This is a genomic window from Rothia sp. L_38 (assembly GCF_050689125.1).
In the GTDB taxonomy this organism is placed as follows: Bacteria; Actinomycetota; Actinomycetes; order Actinomycetales; family Micrococcaceae; genus Rothia.
The window spans coordinates 16,212-36,779 of the sequence record NZ_JBOEQD010000005.1 but is presented as its reverse complement, the minus strand read 5'-3'; the positions used below and the strand labels follow the sequence as shown (position 1 = coordinate 36,779).

General features: G+C 61.5%; 21 protein-coding genes and 2 tRNA genes. 11 read left to right on the top strand and 12 right to left on the bottom strand.

What is annotated here, in order from left to right:
• Positions 1-9: 9 nt before the first annotated feature.
• Genes ACRCJM_RS04865 through ACRCJM_RS04835 form a run of 7 tightly spaced genes read left to right on the top strand, consistent with a single transcriptional unit; the run spans position 10 to position 7,300 of the window.
• The gene (locus ACRCJM_RS04865; RefSeq protein WP_431464015.1) at positions 10-2,757 is read left to right on the top strand and encodes a phage tail protein; all 2,748 of its coding nucleotides are present in this window, start codon (positions 10-12) and stop codon (positions 2,755-2,757) included.
• On the top strand, positions 2,758-4,020 hold the full coding sequence (locus ACRCJM_RS04860; protein WP_431464014.1) for a hypothetical protein: 1,263 nt from the start codon (positions 2,758-2,760) through the stop codon (positions 4,018-4,020).
• On the top strand, positions 4,017-5,279 hold the full coding sequence (locus tag ACRCJM_RS04855) for a polysaccharide deacetylase family protein (RefSeq protein WP_431464013.1): 1,263 nt from the start codon (positions 4,017-4,019) through the stop codon (positions 5,277-5,279). Before ACRCJM_RS04860 ends, ACRCJM_RS04855 begins: the two co-directional genes overlap by 4 nt.
• Positions 5,280-5,960 (top strand): hypothetical protein, encoded by a 681-nt coding sequence (locus ACRCJM_RS04850; RefSeq protein WP_431464012.1) that lies wholly within the window; start codon positions 5,280-5,282, stop codon positions 5,958-5,960.
• 55 nt (positions 5,961-6,015) lie between these two features.
• Positions 6,016-6,837 (top strand): peptidoglycan amidohydrolase family protein, encoded by an 822-nt coding sequence (locus ACRCJM_RS04845; RefSeq protein ID WP_431464011.1) that lies wholly within the window; start codon positions 6,016-6,018, stop codon positions 6,835-6,837.
• 3 nt (positions 6,838-6,840) lie between these two features.
• Positions 6,841-7,104 (top strand): hypothetical protein, encoded by a 264-nt coding sequence (locus ACRCJM_RS04840; RefSeq protein WP_431464010.1) that lies wholly within the window; start codon positions 6,841-6,843, stop codon positions 7,102-7,104.
• On the top strand, positions 7,079-7,300 hold the full coding sequence (locus ACRCJM_RS04835; protein WP_431464009.1) for a hypothetical protein: 222 nt from the start codon (positions 7,079-7,081) through the stop codon (positions 7,298-7,300). The genes ACRCJM_RS04840 and ACRCJM_RS04835 overlap by 26 nt, the downstream gene beginning before the upstream one ends.
• 302 nt (positions 7,301-7,602) lie before the next feature.
• On the opposite strand, the gene ACRCJM_RS04830 is transcribed toward ACRCJM_RS04835, so the two are convergent.
• From ACRCJM_RS04830 to ACRCJM_RS04810, 5 genes are all read right to left on the bottom strand, one after another.
• Complete coding sequence (locus ACRCJM_RS04830) at positions 7,603-8,412, bottom strand: tyrosine-type recombinase/integrase (protein ID WP_431464008.1); 810 nt, start codon at positions 8,410-8,412, stop codon at positions 7,603-7,605.
• A gap of 260 nt (positions 8,413-8,672) precedes the next feature.
• The gene (locus tag ACRCJM_RS04825) at positions 8,673-8,909 is read right to left on the bottom strand and encodes a hypothetical protein (RefSeq protein WP_237205643.1); all 237 of its coding nucleotides are present in this window, start codon (positions 8,907-8,909) and stop codon (positions 8,673-8,675) included.
• Positions 8,910-8,944: 35 nt separating this feature from the next.
• Positions 8,945-9,796, bottom strand: a complete 852-nt coding sequence (locus ACRCJM_RS04820; RefSeq protein WP_431464007.1) for an HpcH/HpaI aldolase/citrate lyase family protein — start codon at positions 9,794-9,796, stop codon at positions 8,945-8,947.
• Positions 9,797-9,882: 86 nt separating this feature from the next.
• Entirely contained in the window at positions 9,883-10,641 is a 759-nt protein-coding gene (locus tag ACRCJM_RS04815) for an ABC transporter ATP-binding protein (protein WP_431464006.1), read from the bottom strand.
• A 160-nt stretch (positions 10,642-10,801) separates the two neighbouring features.
• Positions 10,802-11,893, bottom strand: coding sequence for an ABC transporter permease (locus ACRCJM_RS04810; RefSeq protein WP_431464005.1), 1,092 nt, complete (start codon positions 11,891-11,893; stop codon positions 10,802-10,804).
• A gap of 216 nt (positions 11,894-12,109) precedes the next feature.
• On the opposite strand from ACRCJM_RS04810, the gene ACRCJM_RS04805 reads away from it, so the two are divergent.
• Complete coding sequence (locus ACRCJM_RS04805; RefSeq protein WP_431464004.1) at positions 12,110-13,519, top strand: sensor histidine kinase; 1,410 nt, start codon at positions 12,110-12,112, stop codon at positions 13,517-13,519.
• Entirely contained in the window at positions 13,516-14,145 is a 630-nt protein-coding gene (locus tag ACRCJM_RS04800) for a response regulator (protein WP_431464003.1), read from the top strand. The genes ACRCJM_RS04805 and ACRCJM_RS04800 overlap by 4 nt, the downstream gene beginning before the upstream one ends.
• Before the next feature lie 7 nt (positions 14,146-14,152).
• On the opposite strand, the gene ACRCJM_RS04795 is transcribed toward ACRCJM_RS04800, so the two are convergent.
• The 3 genes from ACRCJM_RS04795 to ACRCJM_RS04785 all read right to left on the bottom strand — a co-directional run bounded on the left by ACRCJM_RS04795 (position 14,153) and on the right by ACRCJM_RS04785 (position 17,120).
• Complete coding sequence (locus ACRCJM_RS04795; RefSeq protein ID WP_431464002.1) at positions 14,153-15,319, bottom strand: acyltransferase family protein; 1,167 nt, start codon at positions 15,317-15,319, stop codon at positions 14,153-14,155.
• Positions 15,320-15,490: 171 nt separating this feature from the next.
• Positions 15,491-15,976, bottom strand: a complete 486-nt coding sequence (locus ACRCJM_RS04790; protein ID WP_431464142.1) for a dehydrogenase — start codon at positions 15,974-15,976, stop codon at positions 15,491-15,493.
• Between the two features lie 151 nt (positions 15,977-16,127).
• Positions 16,128-17,120, bottom strand: a complete 993-nt coding sequence (locus tag ACRCJM_RS04785; protein WP_431464001.1) for an NAD(P)H-quinone oxidoreductase — start codon at positions 17,118-17,120, stop codon at positions 16,128-16,130.
• A gap of 169 nt (positions 17,121-17,289) precedes the next feature.
• Between ACRCJM_RS04785 and ACRCJM_RS04780 the strand changes: the two genes are divergently transcribed.
• A tRNA-Ser gene (locus tag ACRCJM_RS04780) sits at positions 17,290-17,380 on the top strand.
• Positions 17,381-17,487: 107 nt separating this feature from the next.
• Here the strand turns inward: ACRCJM_RS04780 and ACRCJM_RS04775 are convergent.
• The gene (locus ACRCJM_RS04775) at positions 17,488-17,874 is read right to left on the bottom strand and encodes a hypothetical protein (RefSeq protein ID WP_431464000.1); all 387 of its coding nucleotides are present in this window, start codon (positions 17,872-17,874) and stop codon (positions 17,488-17,490) included.
• 177 nt (positions 17,875-18,051) lie between these two features.
• Between ACRCJM_RS04775 and ACRCJM_RS04770 the strand changes: the two genes are divergently transcribed.
• A tRNA-Ser gene (locus tag ACRCJM_RS04770) sits at positions 18,052-18,143 on the top strand.
• A gap of 151 nt (positions 18,144-18,294) precedes the next feature.
• Here the strand turns inward: ACRCJM_RS04770 and ACRCJM_RS04765 are convergent.
• The 3 genes from ACRCJM_RS04765 to ACRCJM_RS04755 form a co-directional block, all read right to left on the bottom strand.
• The gene (locus ACRCJM_RS04765) at positions 18,295-18,822 is read right to left on the bottom strand and encodes a SixA phosphatase family protein (RefSeq protein ID WP_326504165.1); all 528 of its coding nucleotides are present in this window, start codon (positions 18,820-18,822) and stop codon (positions 18,295-18,297) included.
• A 9-nt stretch (positions 18,823-18,831) separates the two neighbouring features.
• Complete coding sequence (locus tag ACRCJM_RS04760; RefSeq protein WP_431463999.1) at positions 18,832-19,614, bottom strand: alpha/beta fold hydrolase; 783 nt, start codon at positions 19,612-19,614, stop codon at positions 18,832-18,834.
• A gap of 128 nt (positions 19,615-19,742) precedes the next feature.
• Positions 19,743-20,516 carry a winged helix-turn-helix domain-containing protein gene (locus tag ACRCJM_RS04755; protein ID WP_237185177.1) on the bottom strand — a complete coding sequence of 258 codons (774 nt, stop codon included), beginning with the start codon at positions 20,514-20,516 and terminating at the stop codon, positions 19,743-19,745.
• Between the last annotated feature and the right edge of the window lie 52 nt (positions 20,517-20,568).

Sequence of the window (20,568 nt, the reverse complement as noted above, 5' to 3'; positions counted from 1 at the left end):
GTAAGAGCAGTGGCTAAGTCAGCCATTCTATCGGTGCGTATTGTGGGCGACTCGCGCAGCGCGGTCATGCATATGAAGAAGACCAGCGCAGCAGTAGCGGGCCTGCAGCGAGCCGCCGCGTCCATCCAGGGCGTAACCGCGGGCATCTTCACCAGCACCACCCGGCTTTCTTTCATGGCCACCGTCTTCACCTCCCTGGCCGCCGTTGCTCTATCCTCGGTAGGCTCCATCCTCTCCCTTGGTGGCGCCCTTGCCTCCATTGTGCCGGTAGCCCTGCTGCTGCCCGGGGCTATGGGCGCTATCGCCCTGGCCGGTGGCGTGCTGGCTGCCGCGCTCAAGGACGCCGGGACATACCTAGGTGACCTCGCCCCGCTCTTTAGCTCCCTGCAAGATTCCATCTCTGTGAGCTTCTGGGAACGTGCAGCTGAGCCCATTAGGGGCATGGTCACCACTCTCATTCCCGCCGTCGAGGGCGGGCTAGCCAATATTGCTAGCCAGCTTGCAGGCTGGGCCGTCGCCATATCCTCAGTGCTTTCAAGCTCTGAGGGCCTCAACGCTATCACCACCACCATTGAGAACACCGGCACCGCCCTGGACATCATGGGCGACGGCGTTGGCTCCCTGGTCAACGGTCTGTTGGGCCTGGTGGCGGTGGGCTCCACTTACCTGCCCTCTTTCGCTGGCTGGTTCAATGAAATCAGCTGGGCCTTTGAAAACTGGGTACAGACCTCCACCGCCAACGGCAACATGTGGAGATGGATTAATACCGGCTTGACCAATCTGGGCTTGCTGTGGGACTCCATCGTTTCTATCACCGGCATTTTTGCCGGGCTTACCCGCGCTGCTAACGAGGCCGGGGGCACTGGCCTGGCCGGTTTTGCTGGTGGTCTTGAAGCCATCAACGCAGCAGTAAACGGCGCAGCTTTTCAGGGTGCCTTGGTGCAGGTCTTTAGCGCAGCGAATGAGGCCGTGGGCTTGTTGGGCCCGGGCATGACTGCTCTGGGCAACGCTTTTATTACCCTTGCCCCCACCATTGCCGCTATCCTGCCTCTAGCCTCTGGTGCTTTTGGTGCCATCCTTGAGGGTGTCGCCGCCGTCCTGTCACACCCCGCTGTGGCCGGTGGTCTGATCTCAGCTTTTGAGGGCATCAATACCGGCATAACCGCCATCGCCGGTATCTTCGAGAGCCTGGCCCCGCTGCTGGGTGCAGCCCTTGACCTCTTTGGCGGGCTAGCCTCCGGCGTGCTCCCGTTGCTGGCCTCAATCATTACCGCTATCGCCCCGCCCATTACCGCCGTGGTCTCAGCTATCGCCGGGTGGGTACAGGCTAACCCGGCTCTCGCTGCTGCCATTCTGGCTATCACCGGCGTGATAGCTGCCTTGGTGCCCGTCGTTATCAATATTGTTGGCTTCATTGGTACCCTTATCACCGCATGGGGCGCGGTCACCGCTGCCGTTACCCCTGTGCTCACCGGCATCGGCACCCTCTCAGCTATTTTTAGCGCCCTAGGGCTCTCCCTCACCGCAACCCTGGCCCCGGTGCTAGCCATCGGCGCCGGTATTGCTACCCTGGCCGCTGGCCTGGTCTACGCCCTAGCTACCTCTGAGCCCTTCCGCGCTGCCCTGGTCAACCTGGGCGCGGCCTTTATCGGGCTGATACAGCCCATTATCGGGGCCGTGATGCCTGCCCTGCAATCACTGGGGGCTTCTTTCATGAACCTGCTGGGCACCGTGATGAACGCCCTTACCCCCATGTTCACCGCCATCGTGGAATTTGGCGGGGCCGTGCTCACCGCCCTCGCCCCGGTAGCCCAGTTCATCGGCGGCGTGCTGGGCCCGGTCTTTTCCTGGCTGGCTGATGTCGCCGGTTCTGCTATGACATGGCTGGGCTCCATCATTTCCTCTGCTGCTGGTCTGATTACCAATATCTTCAAGGCCCTAACCGCTGCTCTACGCGGCGACTGGGGCGAGATGTGGTCATTCCTCGGCAACGCAGTCACCTCCGGCCTTGAGCTGATTAAGTCCGTTTTCATCGGCGGCTTGCAATTCATCGGTGAGCTGGTCTGGTCTACCACCTTCCGTATCATCGAGCTTTTCGGCAACCTGCTCACCAGCGTCATCGACATAGCCGGGCGCCTCTTTAACTACATCGTCTCTGCTGGCACTGAGGGCATGGTAGCCCTAGGCGACGCGATTCTACGCGGGGTAGATAACGTCGTGAACTTCTTCCGCGAACTACCCGGCAAAGTCAGCTCGGCCCTCTCTGACTGGGGAGCCAAGATGCAGACCATGGGCTCCCAAATCATCGACGGCCTGGTCTCAGGTATCAAGGGCGCAGCCGGTAAAGCCGTGCAGGCCGTCAAAGACACCGTGGGCGACGCCATCGACGGCGCCAAGAAACTGCTAGGCATCAAATCACCCTCGCGCGTCTTCCGCTCCATCGGTAGGTTCACCTCCGAGGGTCTAGCCATCGGCGTTCAGCAAATGGCCCCCAAGGCCGTCCGCGCGGTAGAGACCATGGCCACCCGGCTCACCGCAGCAGGGGCAGGCATCCAGCTAACCACCCCTGATGTTCGCTACCGCACCCCCACTGTTGAGCCAACCAGCGCCCGGGCACAGGCCAGCACCCCCGGCACCGGCACCGCTGCCCCCTCTATCACCATCAACCTCAACGGGGTCATTGGTGACCGGGTGGCCATCGCCACCGAAATTGAACGTCTACTACGAGAAAAGCAAATCCTGATGGGAGGAATCTAAATGGCCACTACCGGCGATTCACGCCTGTACCGCAAGCTCAAGCCCTCCCAGCCGCTCTTTCAGGCCTATAACTCGTCAACGGGCACCTACCATGATGACCAGATTCATTCCATCACTATCACCCGGGGGTCAGACTCCCCCGAGCCAGAACTTGCGGTCAATACTTGCGAGTATGTGCTCAAGGGTGAAGTAACGGATGTGGTGGGCGCCCGTGCCCGCGTCAACCTGACCGCCTACGGGGCTGACCTGGTAGCCAAGATGGCCGGGAACATCACAGCCTCCGCCATTCAGGAAAGATTCTGGGGCCGCACAGGTATCGTCTCTGTAACTGACCGCTCCCCCACTCGCAAGCAGACCACCATCGCCTCATCTGGCTGGATAGCCATGATGAAGAAATCCAACTACGACCCATTCATCTCCGGTGGGATGAAGACCGGCATAGTGGTAGCCCGCGCCGCCAATTTTCAGAATGTGTCAGGGATCTTAACAGCCACCACGCACGGTACTTTTGACGCCATCGTCAATAACACACCAAGCGATGAAAAGCGCACCTTCGAGGCCGTAGCCACCCGCTACGGAACAGACCTAGGGCTACAGATACGCGAGGTGCCCGGGGTACGTCAAATTCAGGTGTGGAGCATCCAGGCGCGTAAAGACGCTATCACGCAGATTGCTAAGACCGCCCCACACCTGACCCGCTCCGCAGCTATCTCACCGGCCACCCACTCCCAGACCTTGGACATGTGGAACGTCACCAGGCGCATCCTCACCACCAAGGCCGACGGCTCCCAGGGCTACATAACGTTCACCCCCCGTGCAGATAACTCCTTTCTCACGGTGGAGGAAGTGGACTGGTCTTATGTCCGCCGAGAAACCGAGCAGATTAGCCAGTACGCCACGGCCTATGAGTACCGAACCCTCTACGTGACCATGCGGCCAGAATCAATCACCGTTGACCTGCTGTACCTTTTGACCTCACCCTCAGAGCATCACCGCCACCAAGCGGGCTACCTGCTGGCCCTACAGCAGGACGACCCCGTGTTTTTCTCAGGTGACTGGCAGCCGTACCTAAGGGGCATGTATATCGCCAAACAGATCCGCGAGACTATCACCCCCGACGCCTGGCGCCTAGAGCTATCCCTGTGGCCCTCTGAGTACATCCTAGGCGACAGGATGGAAGAAATCTGGCCGAAGCCTCAGACCTGGGAAGCAGCAGGGGAAATGAGATGGAGCGACTACACAGAACTTTGGAATGAGCTATGACCGATACCTACATCAAGCCCCTAGAAAGCGACTACATCCGCAAAGGTGCAGCAGCTATTACCACCAACGCCGAAACCTCTTACACCCGTGAAGAGCAGGCTCTAAACGCTATCAGCGCCTTGAACACTGCCCTTGACGAGCGGGCTATGGTGCCTATTAACGCAGCAGAACCGGGCATTTATACCCTGGGCTCGAACTACCGCAGCACCCCTATGCTCTCAGGTGAGACCCTGGGCGACGCCCTGGGCACCCTGGGAGTACCCGCAGCAGGTGATGAACGCCTGCTCCAGGTCATCAACGCGCCCAGCGACGGTACTTTCGAGGTAGGCACCAACTATAGGGGCCGTCCTGTAGGTGGCGGGGTGTCGTCCGAGTATGTCGAGAGCCAGGTGGAAACCCTGCCCGATGTAGCCCAGCGCGAGCTACTACGCGCCCGCGCCCGCCGGGTAGTGGCAGCGCCACGGCGCACCACCGCTAAGGCCCTGGTGGCCATCGTGGCAGATGACTACCCGGCTGCCACCTTGGATATTTTCGCACCCATGATGAAATCCCGCGCCCTGCCCTGGAGCTGGGCACTGAACGGAAACACTTTTGACCCTGGCTACTCCTACGCGGGGTTTAGCGCCGGTAAGAGCTGGGCAGATGTGAAAGCTATGGCCACCGCCGACGGGGTGGAAATCTGCAATCACGGGGCGACCCATGCCGACGTGACCAGCGTAGCCCAGATGAAAGCCGAGATCATAGGCTCCCGCGACCGCCTCCGTGCTGAGACCGGCCAAGACGTCCTAGGCTTCATCCCGCCCGGCTGCGACTTCCCTGAGGGCGTCCAGTATAAAACCGCGCCCCTCATTGGCACTAAGGGCGAGCTTGCCCTGGTAGGCACCGCCTATGACCGCTGGGTAAATTACGGCCACGCCTGGGCCACCGGCACCATGAACAACCCCGTGATAGGCGACTTCGTCCACCCGTTGGACGGCTCCCCCCGCATGAACGCAGGCCGTCAATGGCTTGACTTCCCTAGCGACGCCGGTGTGTCAGCCGGGGGCATTGGCGAAAAGCTCATTGATAAAGCCGTGGCCAACGGTGGCGGCGTCATCCTGGGCCTACACGCCTGCTACATCGAGGGCGGCGGGGCCGCGCAGCGCATGACCCGCGCCGGGGTTGAGGGCTTCCTTGACCGGCTCAAAGCCCGCCGTGACGCCGGTGAAATCGAAGTTGTGACTATGACTCGTTGGAACTACACAAAGATTGGAAATTAAATGGCACAGTATCTAGCTAAGGGCATCCCTACCGGGGCGCCGGTTCTTGACCCCGCAGCGGTCTGGACACCCCCGAACATCGGCCCGCTCGATGGGTCAAACCTCTGGCTAGCCCACACCCTACGCGGGGGCAACGCAACCGATGTGAAGACCCTGCCGGATATGATTGGTGGCCGCAACCTGGCCACCACCGGCGCCGGAAACAGCTTCACCGACGGCACTGCCCCGGTGGTCTCCATCCCTCAGGGCAGCGCCGCCATGACCGCCACCGGCGCCACCCCGCCCGGGGCCTGCACCGTCCTTATCGTCGCCTCCCTGGTAGCCAACAAATCCGCACAGGTGCGTGTGCCCGGCTGGACTATCGGCGGCGGTGGAACCTCCCGCCTGACCGTAGCAGGGGCTACCACTGGCACTTACTCAGTGGCTCCCCCGGTGGGGCTGGCCGTCTACGCCCTGCGCCTAGAAGCCGGGGCCGTAAGCGCCTGGATCAATGGCACTAGCGCCGGGGCCCCCCTCTCTCTCCAACCCGGTAGCGGCGTCCTCTACGGCCTAGGCACCAATGTATACAGCTCCACAGTGCGCGAAGACTACGGCCTGCTCAAAGTCTGGCCCCGCGCCCTGAGTGACACCGAAATTCAGGCAGCTACCTCCGATGCCAAGAACCTCTTTGGCATCGTCTAACCCCCCCCTAGTTTTGCGTGCTGGTTTATCCCAGCAAAAGAAAGAAGAAAACACAATGACCTACACCCCCCAAAAGATGGAAACCGCCATCAACTGGATGTACGAGCGCCGAAAGGGCGGGCCCGCGCCCGTCACCTACTCCATGGCCTACCGCTATGGCCCGCACTCCTACGACTGCTCCAGCGCAGTAGATGCAGCCTTTACCTTCGCCGGTCTGTGGCCCGAGGACGGCCCCGATAACACCGACTCCCTCCACGCCGACTTTGAAAAGATGGGCTGGACTCGCGTACCTCAGAACGCCCAGGGCGGGTACGATGTCAAGCGCGGCGACGTCGGAATCTGGGGCCCGCGCGGCGCCTCCGGTGGCGCGTTTGGGCACATCGTTATCATGCTGGATTCTGAAAACATGATCCACTGCAGCTTTGGTTACAACGGCATCACCATCAATAACCACGACCAGATTTGGGTAGCTAACGGTAAGCCCGTGGTCTACTTCTACCGCCCGCCGGCTGCTCCTACCGGCTCCACCAACGTGGGCACCGTGGAAGTACCCGGCTCCTTTACCGCTGCTAAAAATGACGGCCCCTACTGGCGCGTAGATGCAGGCGATACCCTCCACAAGATTGCGATGTACTATTACGGCGAAGCATCTGAGGCCACCATCAACCGCATTGCCAAGTATAACGACATCGTGAACGCGAACGTCATCAACGTCGGGCAGCGCGTCTACATCCCCGGCCCCCTGCGCTGGACTGTGGAGCCCGGCGATACCTGGGAGAAGATTGATGCATACTACGGCTACAGCCGTGGAGCGGTTCAGTCTCGTAACCCGGGCGTGGCCCTGAATGTTGGTACCGTGCTCAAGATTTGGGACTAGCCGATGCAGCCGAAAAAGGTTGTAGGGCCGGTGACGGTAGGCAGCGCCACCGGTGTAGCTGCTGGCACCTACGCAGCCATTTTGCTAGTCCAGTTTTTCGCCCTAACCCGGTGGCTGGACGATACCGGCGTTCAGGCGCTATCCGGGCTGCTGGGTATCGCCGGGGGCGTCCTGGGTGGCTACCTGGCACCCCCGCGTAGCCCCTCCCCCACCACTCCCCTACCGCCTGTAGGGGGTGAAAATGGAAACGGAAGTTACCCTAGCTGAGGTCTACCGAGGCATGCAGCGCATCGAGAAAGACCTCTCCGAGATGAAGAGGGAAGGGGTGCACCGGGCAGAGCTGGCAGCGCTTGAGGCAGATGTGAAAGAGCTTCAGGACGCCCAGCGCTGGCTACAGCGCACTGCACTAGGCGCCCTGACACTGGCTATTCTTGACCCGCTTTTGCGTACCTTTGGCGCTTAGGTGCTGGTAGCATAAAAGACGCGCCCGGTGCTTGCCGGGCGCGTCCATAAAAAAATAAAGGAGGTTTAGAAGTGCTCGCTACGCTTCTAAATCTAGTTCTGATTCTAGCTGCTGTGGTGGCTATTGTCGATAGCCTTTTGGGTATCGTCGAGAAGCTGCTGAAGTTGCTGGGAGATAAGGACTAGAGATAAGAGGGCGGGGGTAGCTCCCTCGCCCTCCCCCTCCTTTATTTTGGGCAGAAGCGCCCCTCAACTTTTAATTAAGGGTTGAGGGGCGCTTTAGTTTAAGGTTCGATTAAAGGTTTAGGCCGGAAGCTGCAAGGCGTGGATAGCGTCACGGCGACGCTCCGACGTCACCCGCGTGTAAATCTGGGTAGTCGCTAGGGACTCGTGGCGCATCAGCTCTTGTACCGTTCGCAGGTCAGCGCCGTTCTCAAGTAAGGCCGTCCCGTACCAGTGGCGCAGCTGGTGGGCCGTGGCGTCCACCCCTGCCCGTTGCATGGCGCGGTTTATTGCTTGTCCGCAGCTTTTGGCGTTGATGGGCTCATCTGGCCGCTCCCAGTGTGTGAACCAATAGCCGACGTCCGGCATCTCTCGTGCAAGCTCGATAAGGACGGGATGCAGCGGAATCACAGAGCGCTTGTTGCCCTTGCCGACAACCGTAACGGTGCCCCGGTCTAAATCGAAGTCGTCCCCGCGTATCTTGGCTATCTCGTGAACGCGTAGACCCGCTAGGGCTGCTAGTAGAATCATGGCCCGGGTAGTACGCCGGGTGGCTGCTGCTAGGACGCGGTGAAGCTGGACGTTTTCGACAGGCCGGGGTGCATACTTTGGGCGCTTAGGTACGGGTGCGCCGTCCATGGGTGACTTTTCGATAAAGCCTTGGTCTGTGGCGAACCTGTAAAAGACGCGGAAGATGGTGGCGTAAGTGCTTCTGGTAGCGGGTGAGACGTCCCGGGCCATGAAGCGTACGAGGTCTAGCTGGGTAACTTCGAGGGCGGTCTTGCCTGCCCACTGTTCGAGAGTCCGCATTAGTTCAGCGCGGGCCTTGATGGTTCTAGGGGCTAGGTTGGCAGCTTTCTGGTACTGAATCCACAGGCTTACGGCGGGCATGTCTTCATAAAGTGTTTCAAAATCATACTAAGTGATGATGTCTAGGCAGCTTGTAGGGCGCGTAGATGGTGACGCTTTATGACGTTCCGACGGCTCTTAAAGAAAAGGTCGTCGGTTCAAATCCGACTGGGGGCTCCATCAACAAAATCTCGCGGCCCGCACCGGTTCAGGTGCGGGCCGCGAGATTTTTTGTTGTCTATAGACCACCCGTGCGGACGCGTCCGCCCGCTTCTGGCGACACCCGAGCCTGCGCGGGCGGGCTAGCCCTCGTCCAGGTGGTTTTCGGCCCCGTACCCGATGAGGTAGGCCCAAATCCAGGCGGTGATAACCGCCAAGAAAGGTACCACCAGCAAGTGGGTGTCATTGGCAAAGAGCCAGCGGTAGAAACCCCAGAGAGCCAGTGAGGGCACAAGGAGTAGGGCAAAGAGCAGCAGGAACCCGCGGGAGAAGCCGCCGCTGGGCGTCCTGCGCGTTTGAAAACCAAGATATTTCTTCACGCTGCCTATCCTACCGCTGCCACCTGGGAGTTCTTCTAGCTACGCCACAGGCCATAGGTCTTGGCCAGCGATGAAACCTTGCGGGCACGGGCAAGACGGGGCAGGTAGGAGCCGTCCTGGGGCACGGAATCCCCTTCGCTCTTTTGCAGGAGTTCTCGAGCCCACTTAATCTCGTCGGCACTGGGGGCTAGCCCGACGTTGATGGTTTCTGCCTGGGCGGGGTCGAGGGTGAGTTTGCCGGTCATACCGTGGCTGGTGGTGATGGCACAGTCCTGGAGGAGGTCACCACCGTACTTACCCACCGAGGGCCCATCGATGGGGCCGGCTAGGCCGCCCACGCGGGAGGCTAGCACCAGCTGGGAACGGGCAAAGGCCAGCGCGATGCGGTCATCTGATACGCCGGTGTCGCGGCGGTAGTCGCCCACGCCGAAGGCCAGGCGGAAGGTGCCGGGGGCCTTGGCGATACGCACAACGTTCACCATGCCCAGGGCGGTTTCAATCAGGGCGATGACGGGGGTACCTGCCGGGAGCATCATGGCGGTGCGGGTGACGTGGTCGGGGTGCTCGGTCATGGCCAGCATGACGCCCTTGAGCCCACTGACCTGGTTGAGGGCTTCAAGGTCTTTGGCCCAGTGGTCACTTTCAATACCGTTGATACGAACCCAGGCTGAAGCGCCGCTGTTGAGCATGGTTTTGAGGTGCTCGCGGGCTTCGTCCTTCTGCTCTTCGGGGCAGCCGTCCTCTAAGTCGATGATGACCGAGTCGGCCTCTGATTCGAGGGCTGCGGCGATGGTTTCTTCGTCTGCGGCGGCAGAGACCAGTAGCCAGGAGCGGGAGAGACGGGCGGGCAGGGAGGCTGCGCGTTCGTTGCGGTGAAAGTTAATCACGGGTGTGTCCTTGTAAAGGTTATTTTGACCTCTTCAAGTTTACCCTGCCTACCCGCCCGCAGGGTGGCTGTCTCTCGGAGTAAAACCTAGGCTGCCGGTGACCCCTCTAGACGGCCGTCGACCATGTGCTCGACCCGGTTGGTGAGCTGCACCTGTTCGAGGTCGTGGGTAATCATGAGGGTTGCGGTGTTGAACTCGGCGGTGACCTTGGCCAGGAGCTCGACGATGGCGGCGGAGCGTTCGGCGTCGAGGGCGCTGGTGGGTTCGTCTGCCAGGAGCAGGGAGGGTGATCCCATGAGGGCGCGGGCGATGTTGACGCGCTGACGCTGGCCGCCGGAGAGTTGGTGTACTCGGCGGTTGGCGGCGTCACCCAGCCCTACCATGTCGAGCAGGTCGGCGGCGGTGGCACGGGCTGCCTTGAGTTCTGCTCCGCGGGCGCCGCTGATGCGGGCGGTGAGTTCTAGCTGCTCGACGGCGGTGAGGGAGGCAATGAGGTTGGGCTGCTGGAAGATAATGCCGATGTCGGTGCGGCGCAGAGCTGCGAGGTCGGCGTCCTTGTAGGCGGTGGTGTCGGTGCCGTTGATGAGGCGAACCCCGGCGGTGGGGGTGATAAGCCCGGCGGCAACCGATAGCAGGGAGGACTTACCCGAGCCGGAGGCGCCGGTCAGGGCGATGAACTCGCCGCGGCTCGCGGTGAGGTTCACGTGATCTAGGGCGCGCATGGTGCGCGGGTTTCCCTGCTCGTCTACGCCGTCGGGGTAGTCCAGCACGATGTCGCGCAGTTCAAGGACGCTGGGGGCAGCTAGGGTTTCTTCGGCCAGGGGGCGGGTGAGGAGGTCAGTCATGAATGGTCTCTTTCAGGGGAGGTAAGCGAGTTTAGATAGAGGGAGCGGGTGTGCTGGAGCCTGCTGGCTCGGGGCTGGCGTGAATCGGCCGAGCGCCCCGGCGCGAGTGCCGAGAGGGTCGGCAGGCGAAAGCGCACCCGATCCCTCTTGGCAGACTGTTCTAGTTGCCGCCGAGGGCAATCATGGGGTCTACGGTGGCGACGCGGCGCAGGGCGATGAGGGCGCCGCCCATGCCCAGGGCCCAGATGCCGGCGGCGGGGCCGGCAATGGTGAGGGCTGAGAGCTGGAAGGGTACGGCTCCTGCGGCCAGGGTGCCGAGCCCCCAGCCCACCAGGGCACCGAGGGCGGCACCGACGGCGAGAATCACCGCTGCCTGGGCGAGGGCGTCCTTGGTGAGGAAGGCACGGGAGGCGCCCAGGGCGCGCATGACGGCGATGTCGCGGGTGCGCTGGATGGTCCAGACGGTCAAGAAGGAGATAATCACCAGGGCAGAGATACCGTAGAGGAAGCCCTGCATGGTTTTGAGGGAGCCGTTCTCGGAGGAGTAGGCGGGCAGGGCTGCGAAGGACTCGCGGGTGGTCAAAGCCTGGGTTCCGGTGGCATCTGCGGTGGCTGCGTAGTCTGCGCTACCGGTTACGGCCAGGACGGTGCCGAGTACGGCGTCCTGCCCTTCGGTTTCACGCTGGTGGGTGATGTTCTGCCAGGTAGCGGTGGTTACCCAGCCTGCGTTGGTGTGGGAGTAGAAGGTGTCTTCGGTGATGCCTGAGACGGTTACGTCGGTGCCCGAGAAGGTAACGGTATCGCCCACAGTCGCGCCAATCTCTTCAGCGACACCGGCGGGTAGGGCGATCTGGCCGTCACCGGGCTCAGTGCCCTGGATCAGGGGCGCGGTGCGCTCAGTCAGGTCAGACCCTGCCGGGGTGGCAATCAGGCTCATGGAAGCGGCCCCGTTACCCTCCACCTTGCCGGTGAGGAAACCAACCGGGGTGGCACTCGCACCGGCTGCCTGCCACTCGTCCTGCAGGCTGGCAGTGACAGCAGAATCGGTGAAGGACGCCTTGCCACCGCTTTCTGACGGGGCGAAGACAAAGCGGTCAGCCCCCATCTTTTCAAGGGCATCGGTATTCTGGTTGCCCAGACCACCGGTGAGGCCGGTGAGCATGACCAGCAGCAGGGTAATCAGGGCTACAGTCGCCCCAATCAGGGTGAAACGACCCTTAGCAAAGAGAATGTCACGCCAACCAACGAACACGACAGCACTACCTTTCAGATGCAGGAGAACTTGATACTTCTATTCAAGCCCTCCACCGGCACCGCCCACATCGGGGTAAGGGTTGAACCTGGAATCAACCGTTTGGTTGATGTGCTCCCCGCTAGCTGTGCAGGGTTCTTGGTGCGTGTGCAGGTTTTTCTCTGCACACAGCCTAAAAAACCTGCCCAGCCTCAGCTAAAGGTAAAGTGAATTTCTATGATGACCGAGCCCCCTCCCCCACCCGCAGCGTCCTCCCACCAGACCCTGCTGGTGCTCAAGATTCTGCGAGTGAGCCTGCACGTGATGTTCGCTTTTTTGCTGTGCTTCGGTGCGGTGCTAGCCCTGATCGGTAGCGTCTACCAGGTACGTCATGCCGCGCTCGGGGTACTCTCACTGGTACTCGGGGGCATCTACCTTGCCGGAACGGTCTACGAGAACCGGCGGGGACTACCGGCTACCTTCCCCGACCTCTTCCCCCGGCCAGGTGCGTCCGCCCGCTACCGGCAGGCAGCCCGCTTTACTCCTGCCTACCTGTGGCTGCTGATCATCACCCTGCTGTGGCTGGGGCTTATGGCGCTCGATAGCTCCTTCACCTGGGTGGTCTTCCCCATCATGTTCCTCTACCTGCACCTGCTCGCCCCTGTAGCGGGGGTAGCCGCCACCCTCGTCCTCTGCGCCCTGGCCATTGCCCTGCCCCTGGTCGGCCCTGCCGGTTTCGGCCTCGACTACCTGCTGGCAGAAGGCCTAGCCCCCGGCTACCTCATCGGCCCCACCCTCGGCGCCCTGCTAGCTATCGTCATCTCCTTCACTTACCGAGCCCTACGAGCCGACGCCGCCCACCAGTACCAGCTCGCCCAGCAGCTCCGCGCGGTGCAGGCAGAACTCGTCCAGCAGCAGTACAGCGCCGGTAAGCTCGAAGAACGCGAGCGCCTAGCCCGCGAAATCCACGACACCCTCGCCCAGGGGCTCTCATCCATCGTGCTGGTCTCCCGGGCAGCAGCGTCCTCCCTCCAAGAGGGAAAGGCGGACGCCGCAGCCGCCCAGGTGCGCGTCATCCAGGACTCTGCCGCCGCCAACCTGGCCGAAGCCCGCCGCTTTATCCGAGATCTCTCCTCCCCCGCCCTCGACGATTCCCTGGTCTCGGCGCTCAGGGCACTCGCCGCCTCCACCGAAACCGCCCAGAGAGCCGCAGGTAAGCCCCTCACCTGCGCCTTTATTCTTGAAGGTGACGAAGAAACCGCTAAGGCCCTGCCCGAGGAGGTTTCAGCAACCCTCGTGCGCATAGCCCAGGGCGCCCTCGCCAACGTCGCAGCCCACGCCGAGGCAAGCCGCGCTGCTCTGACCCTCAGCATCTGGCCAAACGACATCACCCTCGATGTCTTCGACAACGGCCGGGGATTCACCCCTCATTCCTTGGGGTCTGCCACCCTCAAAACCAGCCCCCTCAGCGACACCGGAACCGGCTACGGGCTCACTTCCCTCACCGAGCGAGTCACCCGCATCGGCGGTAGCCTAGACATTGAAAGCACCCCAGGTGAAGGCACAGTGCTCACAGCCCGGATCCCCCTCAACCAGACCAGTCAGCAGCCACCCCACCAGCCGCTACCCACCCAGGAGGCCCAGTGACCGTCCGCGCCCTACTCGTTGATGACCACCCCGTCGTCCGCGCCGGCCTGCGCGCCATGTTCGAAAGCTTTGAAGGCATCGAAGTCGTAGCTGAAGCAGCCGACGGGTCAGCTGCGCTCGCCGTAGCCGCCGACCAGGCACAGGCTGGTGCGGCGCTAGATGTGGTGGTCATGGATATTCAGATGAAGCCCATGGGCGGCATCGAAGCAACCCGCGCTTTCAAGGCTGCGGGCGGGCCGCCGGTACTCATTTTGACAACCTTTGACACCCAAGGAGATATCGTTGCGGCTATCGAGGCCGGAGCCCTGGGTTATCTACTCAAGGACGCCCCGCCCGAGCAGGTGCAGGCGGCGGTGCTGGCGACGGCGCGGGGTGAGCGGACGCTCTCGCCCGAGATCACTGCGGCCCTGATGGAACGCATGCAGCGGCCAGCTATTTCCCTATCGGCCCGGGAGATGGAACTACTGAAACTACTGGCCACCGGAGCCACCAATAAAGAGCTGGCTGAGGCCCTTTTTATTTCTCAGGCTACGGTCAAAACCCACCTGGTGCATATCTACACCAAGCTGGGGGTTGATAACCGCACTGCAGCGATTGCGGCAGCCCGCCGCGAGGGGCTGCTCTAGCTCTTCTTTAGCTCTTGGTTCCCATGGGGCCGGGGGTATCGGCCGCTGCCGCCTGCTTCTTCCAGCTTGCCCCGAAGTAGCGGTCTTTAAAGCGCATAACCGGCACCTCGACGACCAGGTACATGGCTACACCGGCGGCAACACCCAGCGGGGCCAGCAGGGCTACCTGGGCCAGAGTCGGAAGCCCGTGCAGGTGGGGTTCCAGGGCCTTGAAAAGCACATCGTGCACCAGGTAAATGCTGTAGCTCGACAGGCCAATGAGCTGTAAGGGTCGCCATGCTAGAAGGCGGTGCACCGTAGCACCCAGCGGCTGGCGCGAAGCAACCAGACCCCAGAGCATCACGGCGGATGCTGCCCAGGCCTGGAGCGAATAGCGCACCGTATCGCGGAAGGTTTCATCACGGATAATCAGGGTCAGCAGGTAAACCCCCAGGGCGACGAAAAGCACCCAGTTGCGCCCTAGAAGTGGGATGGTGCGTCCGTCCTGAATCAGGGCCCCCGACCGGTAGCGACGGCCGGTGACCTCGCGCCCCAGCACCATCTCGTCCGCTGCGTAGCGGTGGTACCAGAGGGCGGTGAGCATACCGATGGCGATAGCTTCCATGCGGGTATCGGTGCCGAAGTAGATGCGATCGGTGCTAGCCCCCGCATCGTGGAGAACCCAGCGGGAGAGCGACGAGTAGAGCACCACGGCCACACCCAGCACAGTTAGGGCCCGCCGGTAGGCAGTCCAGCGCACCAGCACCAGCCAAATCAGGGCAAAGACCAAGTAAAACTGCTCTTCAATCGACAGGGACCACATCACGTGCGTACCCGGCAGCACCGTAATCTGCGAGTCTAGGTAGCGCAGGTTAAAGAAGAAGAAAATCTGCCCCAGAAAATCCAGGGTATCGACGGCCCCACCCATCGACCGGTACACCAGCGTGGGTAGCACAATCGCCAGAATCAGGGGCGGGGCAATTTTGAGCAGGCGTCGGATATAGAAACCCGACACATCAAACCCGCCGGTCTTATCACGCTCCCGCAGCAACAGGTAGGTGATGATGAAACCCGAGATAGCAAAGAAAATCGTCACGCCCGACCCACCCGGCACAAAAGTGAGCCCGGCGTGGGAAAACACCACCAGAAGCACCGCAAAAGCGCGCATTGCGTCAATGTGGGCGTAGCGGTTCATGGCGTAGAAGTCCCCTCTGGTTCAGGTGCGGTGTGTGGCTGTGCGCATGGTGTTGCGGTGCCCTTGTGCCCTGAAAAGCGCGAACGGGCACCCAACTACCTTACCGGCTCGTCACCGCACCGGGCAGGCGCTTTTTGGGGGATAGCTACGCGATATAGGTGACAGAATCTGTCAGGACGCCGGGGTCAAGCTTTCCTGCCGGGCGGCTTCGAGGCGGGCTTCGGCGTCCGCAACGTGCTGCTCTACCGTCTCAACCCGGCGGGCGATAATGGTGGTGCGGGTGCAGCTGCTGGTGCAGTCACCGGAGCAACGGGTCATAGCCAGGGCTTCGGCGCAGAGAGCCAGGGAGTTACCGGCCTTGGAGAGAGCCCGGTGCAGGTCGGAGTAGACGCCAGAGGGCGAGGCGGGGATGTCGTTTGATGCGCTGGGAGCTAGGCGCTGGGCCTCGCTAGCGATAGAGCGGACGCGCGGCAGCAGGTCAGCCAAATCATTAGCCAGGGGCACAAGCTCTTCGAGGGTAGGCCCGGAGGGGACGCGTTCGAGGATCTGGTGGAAGCGGTCAAGACCGCGTACGAAGCGGTCGTGGGCCCGACGCCAGAGGCCTTTTCCAAGCTCGGCGTCGTCCCTGCGGCTCTGCAGGAAGTCTTTGATACCCACGGCTACTCCTTTCACGAGGTCTACATACTTAGGTTACCCTAACATCTACCCCCTCGGTGAAAGGTACCATCGCACTCAAAAATACCCAGCTAGTTCGTGGGTTTTTCTGAGTACGATGGTACCTACCGGGGATTGAACAGGAGGACGCACCCTAGGGAATCAGCAGGATTTTGCCCCGGTGCTCCCCGGACTCCAGGTGGCTGTGCGCCTCTGATGCGCGTTCAAGCGGGAAAGCAGCACTCGTATGGATCGAAATTTCCCCGCTTTCAATCAGCGGCCACACAACCCGCCCCACGCCCTCCACGATGCGGGCCTTATCAACTGCTGAGCGAGAACGCAGAGACGTGGCATGTAAGCTCAGCCTGCGCGGGAGCATATAGCCCAGGTTGAGCTGCCCCTTGGGGCCGCCCTGCAGGCCGATGACGGCCATAGAGCCATCTACCGCCAGGGTCTTAATGTTCTCTTCTAGGTAGGCTCCCCCCACAACGTCCAGGATGTAGTCGGCCCCGCGTCCGTCCGTAAGCTGGCGGACGGCCTCGCGAAAGTCCTGAGTGCGGTAGTTGATAGCCTCAGCGCCCAGCGCCCGGATAAAATCGCACTTTTCATCACTACCGCCGGTGGCAAAAACCTGCAGCCCCAGGGCTCGGGCCAGCTCGATAGCATGGGTGCCGATGCCACCGGTACCACCGTGAATGAGCAGGGTTTTACCGTCGTTTCCCTCGGGGCGGGGTGCAACTCCCAGGGTAAGAACCAGGTTGGAGTAGACCGTTGCAGCCACCTCAATGAGGCCGGCGGCGTCTTCGAGGCTGGTGCCTTCAGGCACCGGCAGGGTATGGCTCAGATCCACCGCCACGTACTCGGCATACCCACCGCCAGCGAGCAGGGCGACCCGCTCCAGGTTCAGGTAGCCCTCGTCGACACCCTCCCCCACGGCTTCCACCGTGCCCGAGACCTCCAGACCGTAGATGGAACTAGCCCCAGGGGGCGGAGGGTAAAAGCCCTGCCGCTGGGAGACGTCCGCCCGGTTTACCCCGCTGGCCGCCACACGCAGCAGCACCTGGCCGGGGCCGGGTGTCGGTGTAGGCTGCTCGCTCACGATCAGCACCTCGGGGCCGCCGTGTTCTTCTTCGAGGATGGCGCGCATGGGGACTCCTTTTCTCACAGGGTTTTCTGCCCCTTACCGGGGCAGTTAGGCGGACGGACGCTTACCTCCCACCCTTACACCTCAGCCTAACGAGAGCAAGGGCACAAAGACCACTATTTTGCTTTGGGGCGGCAACTGTGTACCATGGTAGGAGTGCTCAGCACAGTTTGGATGGTTGTCCGAGCGGCCGAAGGAGCTGGTCTTGAAAACCAGTAGGCGGCAACCCCGTCTCGTGGGTTCAAATCCCACACCATCCGCCACGAAGCCCGCTTCCGTAAGGGAGCGGGTTTTTTCATGCTCGGAGTCGGGCATAAAACGGGGGCAGGTATTTAACCTGCCCCCGTTCTCTCAGTAAGAAACTCTGACGCTAGTAGGTAGAAGATGTACCAGCAGTGCTGACCAGAACAACGATAAAGACAATGTAGGCGATGATGAAGAGCAGGGAGAGGATGCCCAGCACCAGACCAATCCAGCCGGTGACCTTACCGACGGTTGCCTCAGCTCCGTAGGATTCAGCCTTGCGGACCTGGGAAAGGGCAAGGGGACCGAAAACTACGCCGAGGCCCGCAATCACGATGGACAGAATGCCGAAAATCATGGCGTTCTGGGCGTGCTTCTGTCCCTCAGGGTTTACAGCAACCTGACCGTAGGGCTGGTTGTAGTTCTGGGCGTAGGGCTGCTCGCTGGGCGCACTGTAGGAGCCGTAGTTCTGACCTGAATTCTGGGGATTCTGCTGGTTGTACGATTCTGACATGCCGATTTCCTTACCGTTGGGTGCTGAGTGTTATCTGTGCCATTTTATCAAGTAGCCCACAGCAAGCTCCAGGGTTAGCACCTGCATCTCACGGGGTTTTGACCGCCGCTACTTTTGTCGCTAGTATGGGTAGAGCTGTGTTGCTAGGCCACGTTGACGAGCCTCTACACAGACTATGGAGACGTGCCAGAGCGGCCGAATGGACTTCACTGCTAATGAAGGGTCGGGGTTAAACTCGACCGGGGGTTCAAATCCCCCCGTCTCCGCCACAAAACCCCGGTTGACCTTGGTCGACCGGGGTTTTTCTGTACCTTCACGGCACTCCGCTGGCAGGTGTGCTACTGACCGCCAAATGTGGCGATGCCGCCGCCACATTTGGCGGTTAGCGCCACAGGTACGGACGCCCGCCGTCAGCTCCCGCTAAAAGCTTGCGAAATGGGTCAGGCGGGCCTCGCCCTCAATCAGCTGGTCCCAGTCACCGCTTACCTCAAAAACGGTCAGGGACGATGGGGCATACCCGTAGGAGGCATCCATCAGCGCCTCGTACTCTGAATCGGGGCGGGCAAGCTGTAGGGCGGCGTCCTGCACTCCGGGGAGGTGGGCAATCAGCATCAGGGACTGCACCCCGGCAGGGGTGCGGTTGATAGCTGTGAGCAGGGCTGAGGCCGGCGCGTTGTAGAGGCGTTCATCCAGGCTGGCGGTAGGGGCCTTTTCTCCCAGGGCATCTGAAACCCAGGTTGTGGTCTGCCTGGTGCGTAGTGCCGCTGAGCTGACCAGCATCTCGGGTATCAACCCCTTCTCCTTCAACCACTCCCCGGCCCGCTGGGCCTGCTCGCTCCCATGACGGGTCAGCGGGCGATTGAAGTCGTCAAGCCCCCAGTCAGCTTCAGCGTGACGCATGATAATGAGAGTGCGGGCGTCGTGACGGGGTAGGGCGAAGTCGGTCATACACCCATCCTAGCCGTCGAGACCAATAAAGCGCTTGAGCAGGTAAACGGTCTCTTCGGGCTTCTCAGAGTGCACCCAGTGCCCGGCCCCCTTGATCACCACACGGCGTACCAGGGGGAAGAGCTTTTTCATGGGCTCAAGGTCAGCATCTGTGATGTAGGGGGAGTCCCCGCCTGCAACCCACAGCACAGGCTTCTCAAAAACTCCGTCAGCCCCCGGCCAGCCCATAATCTCGGGCAGGTGGCGACGGAGCATCTGCAGGTTGGGCTCCCAGGAGTTACCAGCCTTTGACATGGTCAGATTCTGTAGAAGAAAAGCTCGGGTGCCGGCAGCTGGCACATTGACTGCCAGGTCAGCTTCGGCCTGGGAACGGGTAGTGTAGGTGTCGATCGGCAGGTTCAGCATAGAATCCATGAGAATCTCAAAACTACCCTTAGATTCCCCCGGGGCGATATCGATAACGACCAGCTTGCTCACCAGGTGGGGGTGGCGCAGGGCCAGCAGCATAGCGATTTTGCCGCCCATCGAGTGGCCCATGAGCACCACAGGTTCCCCAGCCCCAAACTCTTCAACGGCCTGAGCTGCCAAGTCCGCCATCTGCCGGTAGTCGAAGCTCTCTGTCCAGTAGCTAGCCCCGTGGTTGGGTAGGTCAACGAGCAGGGTTTGCACCCCCTCCCCCAGCCCCTTAGCGATTCGGGTGAAGTTCTTGCCCCGCCCCAGCAGACCGTGCAAAAAGACAGTTTTGATGGGTCCAGAGCCAACAAGAGAAGTTTTCAGAGAGGGAACAGTCATGCCCTCTACTCTACTACCGCCCGCTCCCCCGGTAGCAGGTAGCCGGGCGGGAGCGTCCGCGCATATAAAGAGCGCCGCACCCAGCTTCTATAGCTGAGTGCGGCGCTCTTCGCACGGTGGGTGTAAGCCTAGATGGAGTATTCCGGTGCCGCCCAGACAACAACCTCGGGGTGCTCGTAGAAGCGGTAGCCCTGGCCGCGCACGGTACGCACGGTATTCGACAGGCGACCCAGCTTAGAGCGCAGACGACGGATATGCACGTCAATGGTGCGCTCATTGGGGATTTCTTCCGCATCACGCCACAGGCTGGTGAGCAGCTCTTCGCGGGCAACGGTGCGCTGGCCGTTCTCAACCAGGTAGTTGAGGAGCTCAAACTCCTTGTAGGTGAGGTTGAGCAGTTCGCCGTCCAGGTAAACCTCGCGGCGGGAAAGATCAATCAGCACGCCCACTGAGTGGGTGGGCTTGGCGTCCTCGCCACCGTGATGAGCGGACGCCGGTACCGCCTCAGGCTGGTAATGCACGGCGGTGGGGTCGCCCAGCGCATTGCGGACGACCTCAAGGTCGCTACCCTGCGCATCGGCAGGGGCCAGCGCCACAGCGGCGTAGGACTCTGCGCCAGGCACCTGGTTCTGCACATAGGCGCGGGTATCTTGGACGATTCGCACCAAAGAGGTTCCATGGTTAGCGGCAGCTTCTTCGCTAAGGCCAACATAAATGACGAAGCCGCGAGCTTCGTTCTCCTGCGCAGCTGCGCGCGGAGGCTCAGGCTTGTAGGTCATAGGGCGAAGATTAGCGGGCTGCTGCTTTGCAATACCACGGCTATGACCGGCTACACCCTGCTGGCGCTGAGCGGCAGAACGGTTGCGCTGCGAGATGTGAACATACCCCGGTGCACCTGACATTTTGCCTACCTTCTCCCTGTATGAGTCGAGCATTAGTGTGTGGTTCCGCTAG

Coding starts and splice junctions, on each gene's coding strand:
- ACRCJM_RS04860 (WP_431464014.1), top strand. CDS start 2,758: ATGGCCACTACCGGCGATTCACGCCTGTACCGCAAGCTCAAGCCCTCC.
- ACRCJM_RS04855 (WP_431464013.1), top strand. CDS start 4,017: ATGACCGATACCTACATCAAGCCCCTAGAAAGCGACTACATCCGCAAA.
- ACRCJM_RS04850 (WP_431464012.1), top strand. CDS start 5,280: ATGGCACAGTATCTAGCTAAGGGCATCCCTACCGGGGCGCCGGTTCTT.
- ACRCJM_RS04845 (WP_431464011.1), top strand. CDS start 6,016: ATGACCTACACCCCCCAAAAGATGGAAACCGCCATCAACTGGATGTAC.
- ACRCJM_RS04840 (WP_431464010.1), top strand. CDS start 6,841: ATGCAGCCGAAAAAGGTTGTAGGGCCGGTGACGGTAGGCAGCGCCACC.
- ACRCJM_RS04835 (WP_431464009.1), top strand. CDS start 7,079: ATGGAAACGGAAGTTACCCTAGCTGAGGTCTACCGAGGCATGCAGCGC.
- ACRCJM_RS04830 (WP_431464008.1), bottom strand. CDS start 8,412: ATGCCCGCCGTAAGCCTGTGGATTCAGTACCAGAAAGCTGCCAACCTA.
- ACRCJM_RS04815 (WP_431464006.1), bottom strand. CDS start 10,641: ATGACTGACCTCCTCACCCGCCCCCTGGCCGAAGAAACCCTAGCTGCC.
- ACRCJM_RS04805 (WP_431464004.1), top strand. CDS start 12,110: ATGATGACCGAGCCCCCTCCCCCACCCGCAGCGTCCTCCCACCAGACC.
- ACRCJM_RS04795 (WP_431464002.1), bottom strand. CDS start 15,319: ATGAACCGCTACGCCCACATTGACGCAATGCGCGCTTTTGCGGTGCTT.
- ACRCJM_RS04785 (WP_431464001.1), bottom strand. CDS start 17,120: ATGCGCGCCATCCTCGAAGAAGAACACGGCGGCCCCGAGGTGCTGATC.
- ACRCJM_RS04775 (WP_431464000.1), bottom strand. CDS start 17,874: ATGTCAGAATCGTACAACCAGCAGAATCCCCAGAATTCAGGTCAGAAC.
- ACRCJM_RS04765 (WP_326504165.1), bottom strand. CDS start 18,822: ATGACCGACTTCGCCCTACCCCGTCACGACGCCCGCACTCTCATTATC.
- ACRCJM_RS04760 (WP_431463999.1), bottom strand. CDS start 19,614: ATGACTGTTCCCTCTCTGAAAACTTCTCTTGTTGGCTCTGGACCCATC.
- ACRCJM_RS04755 (WP_237185177.1), bottom strand. CDS start 20,516: ATGTCAGGTGCACCGGGGTATGTTCACATCTCGCAGCGCAACCGTTCT.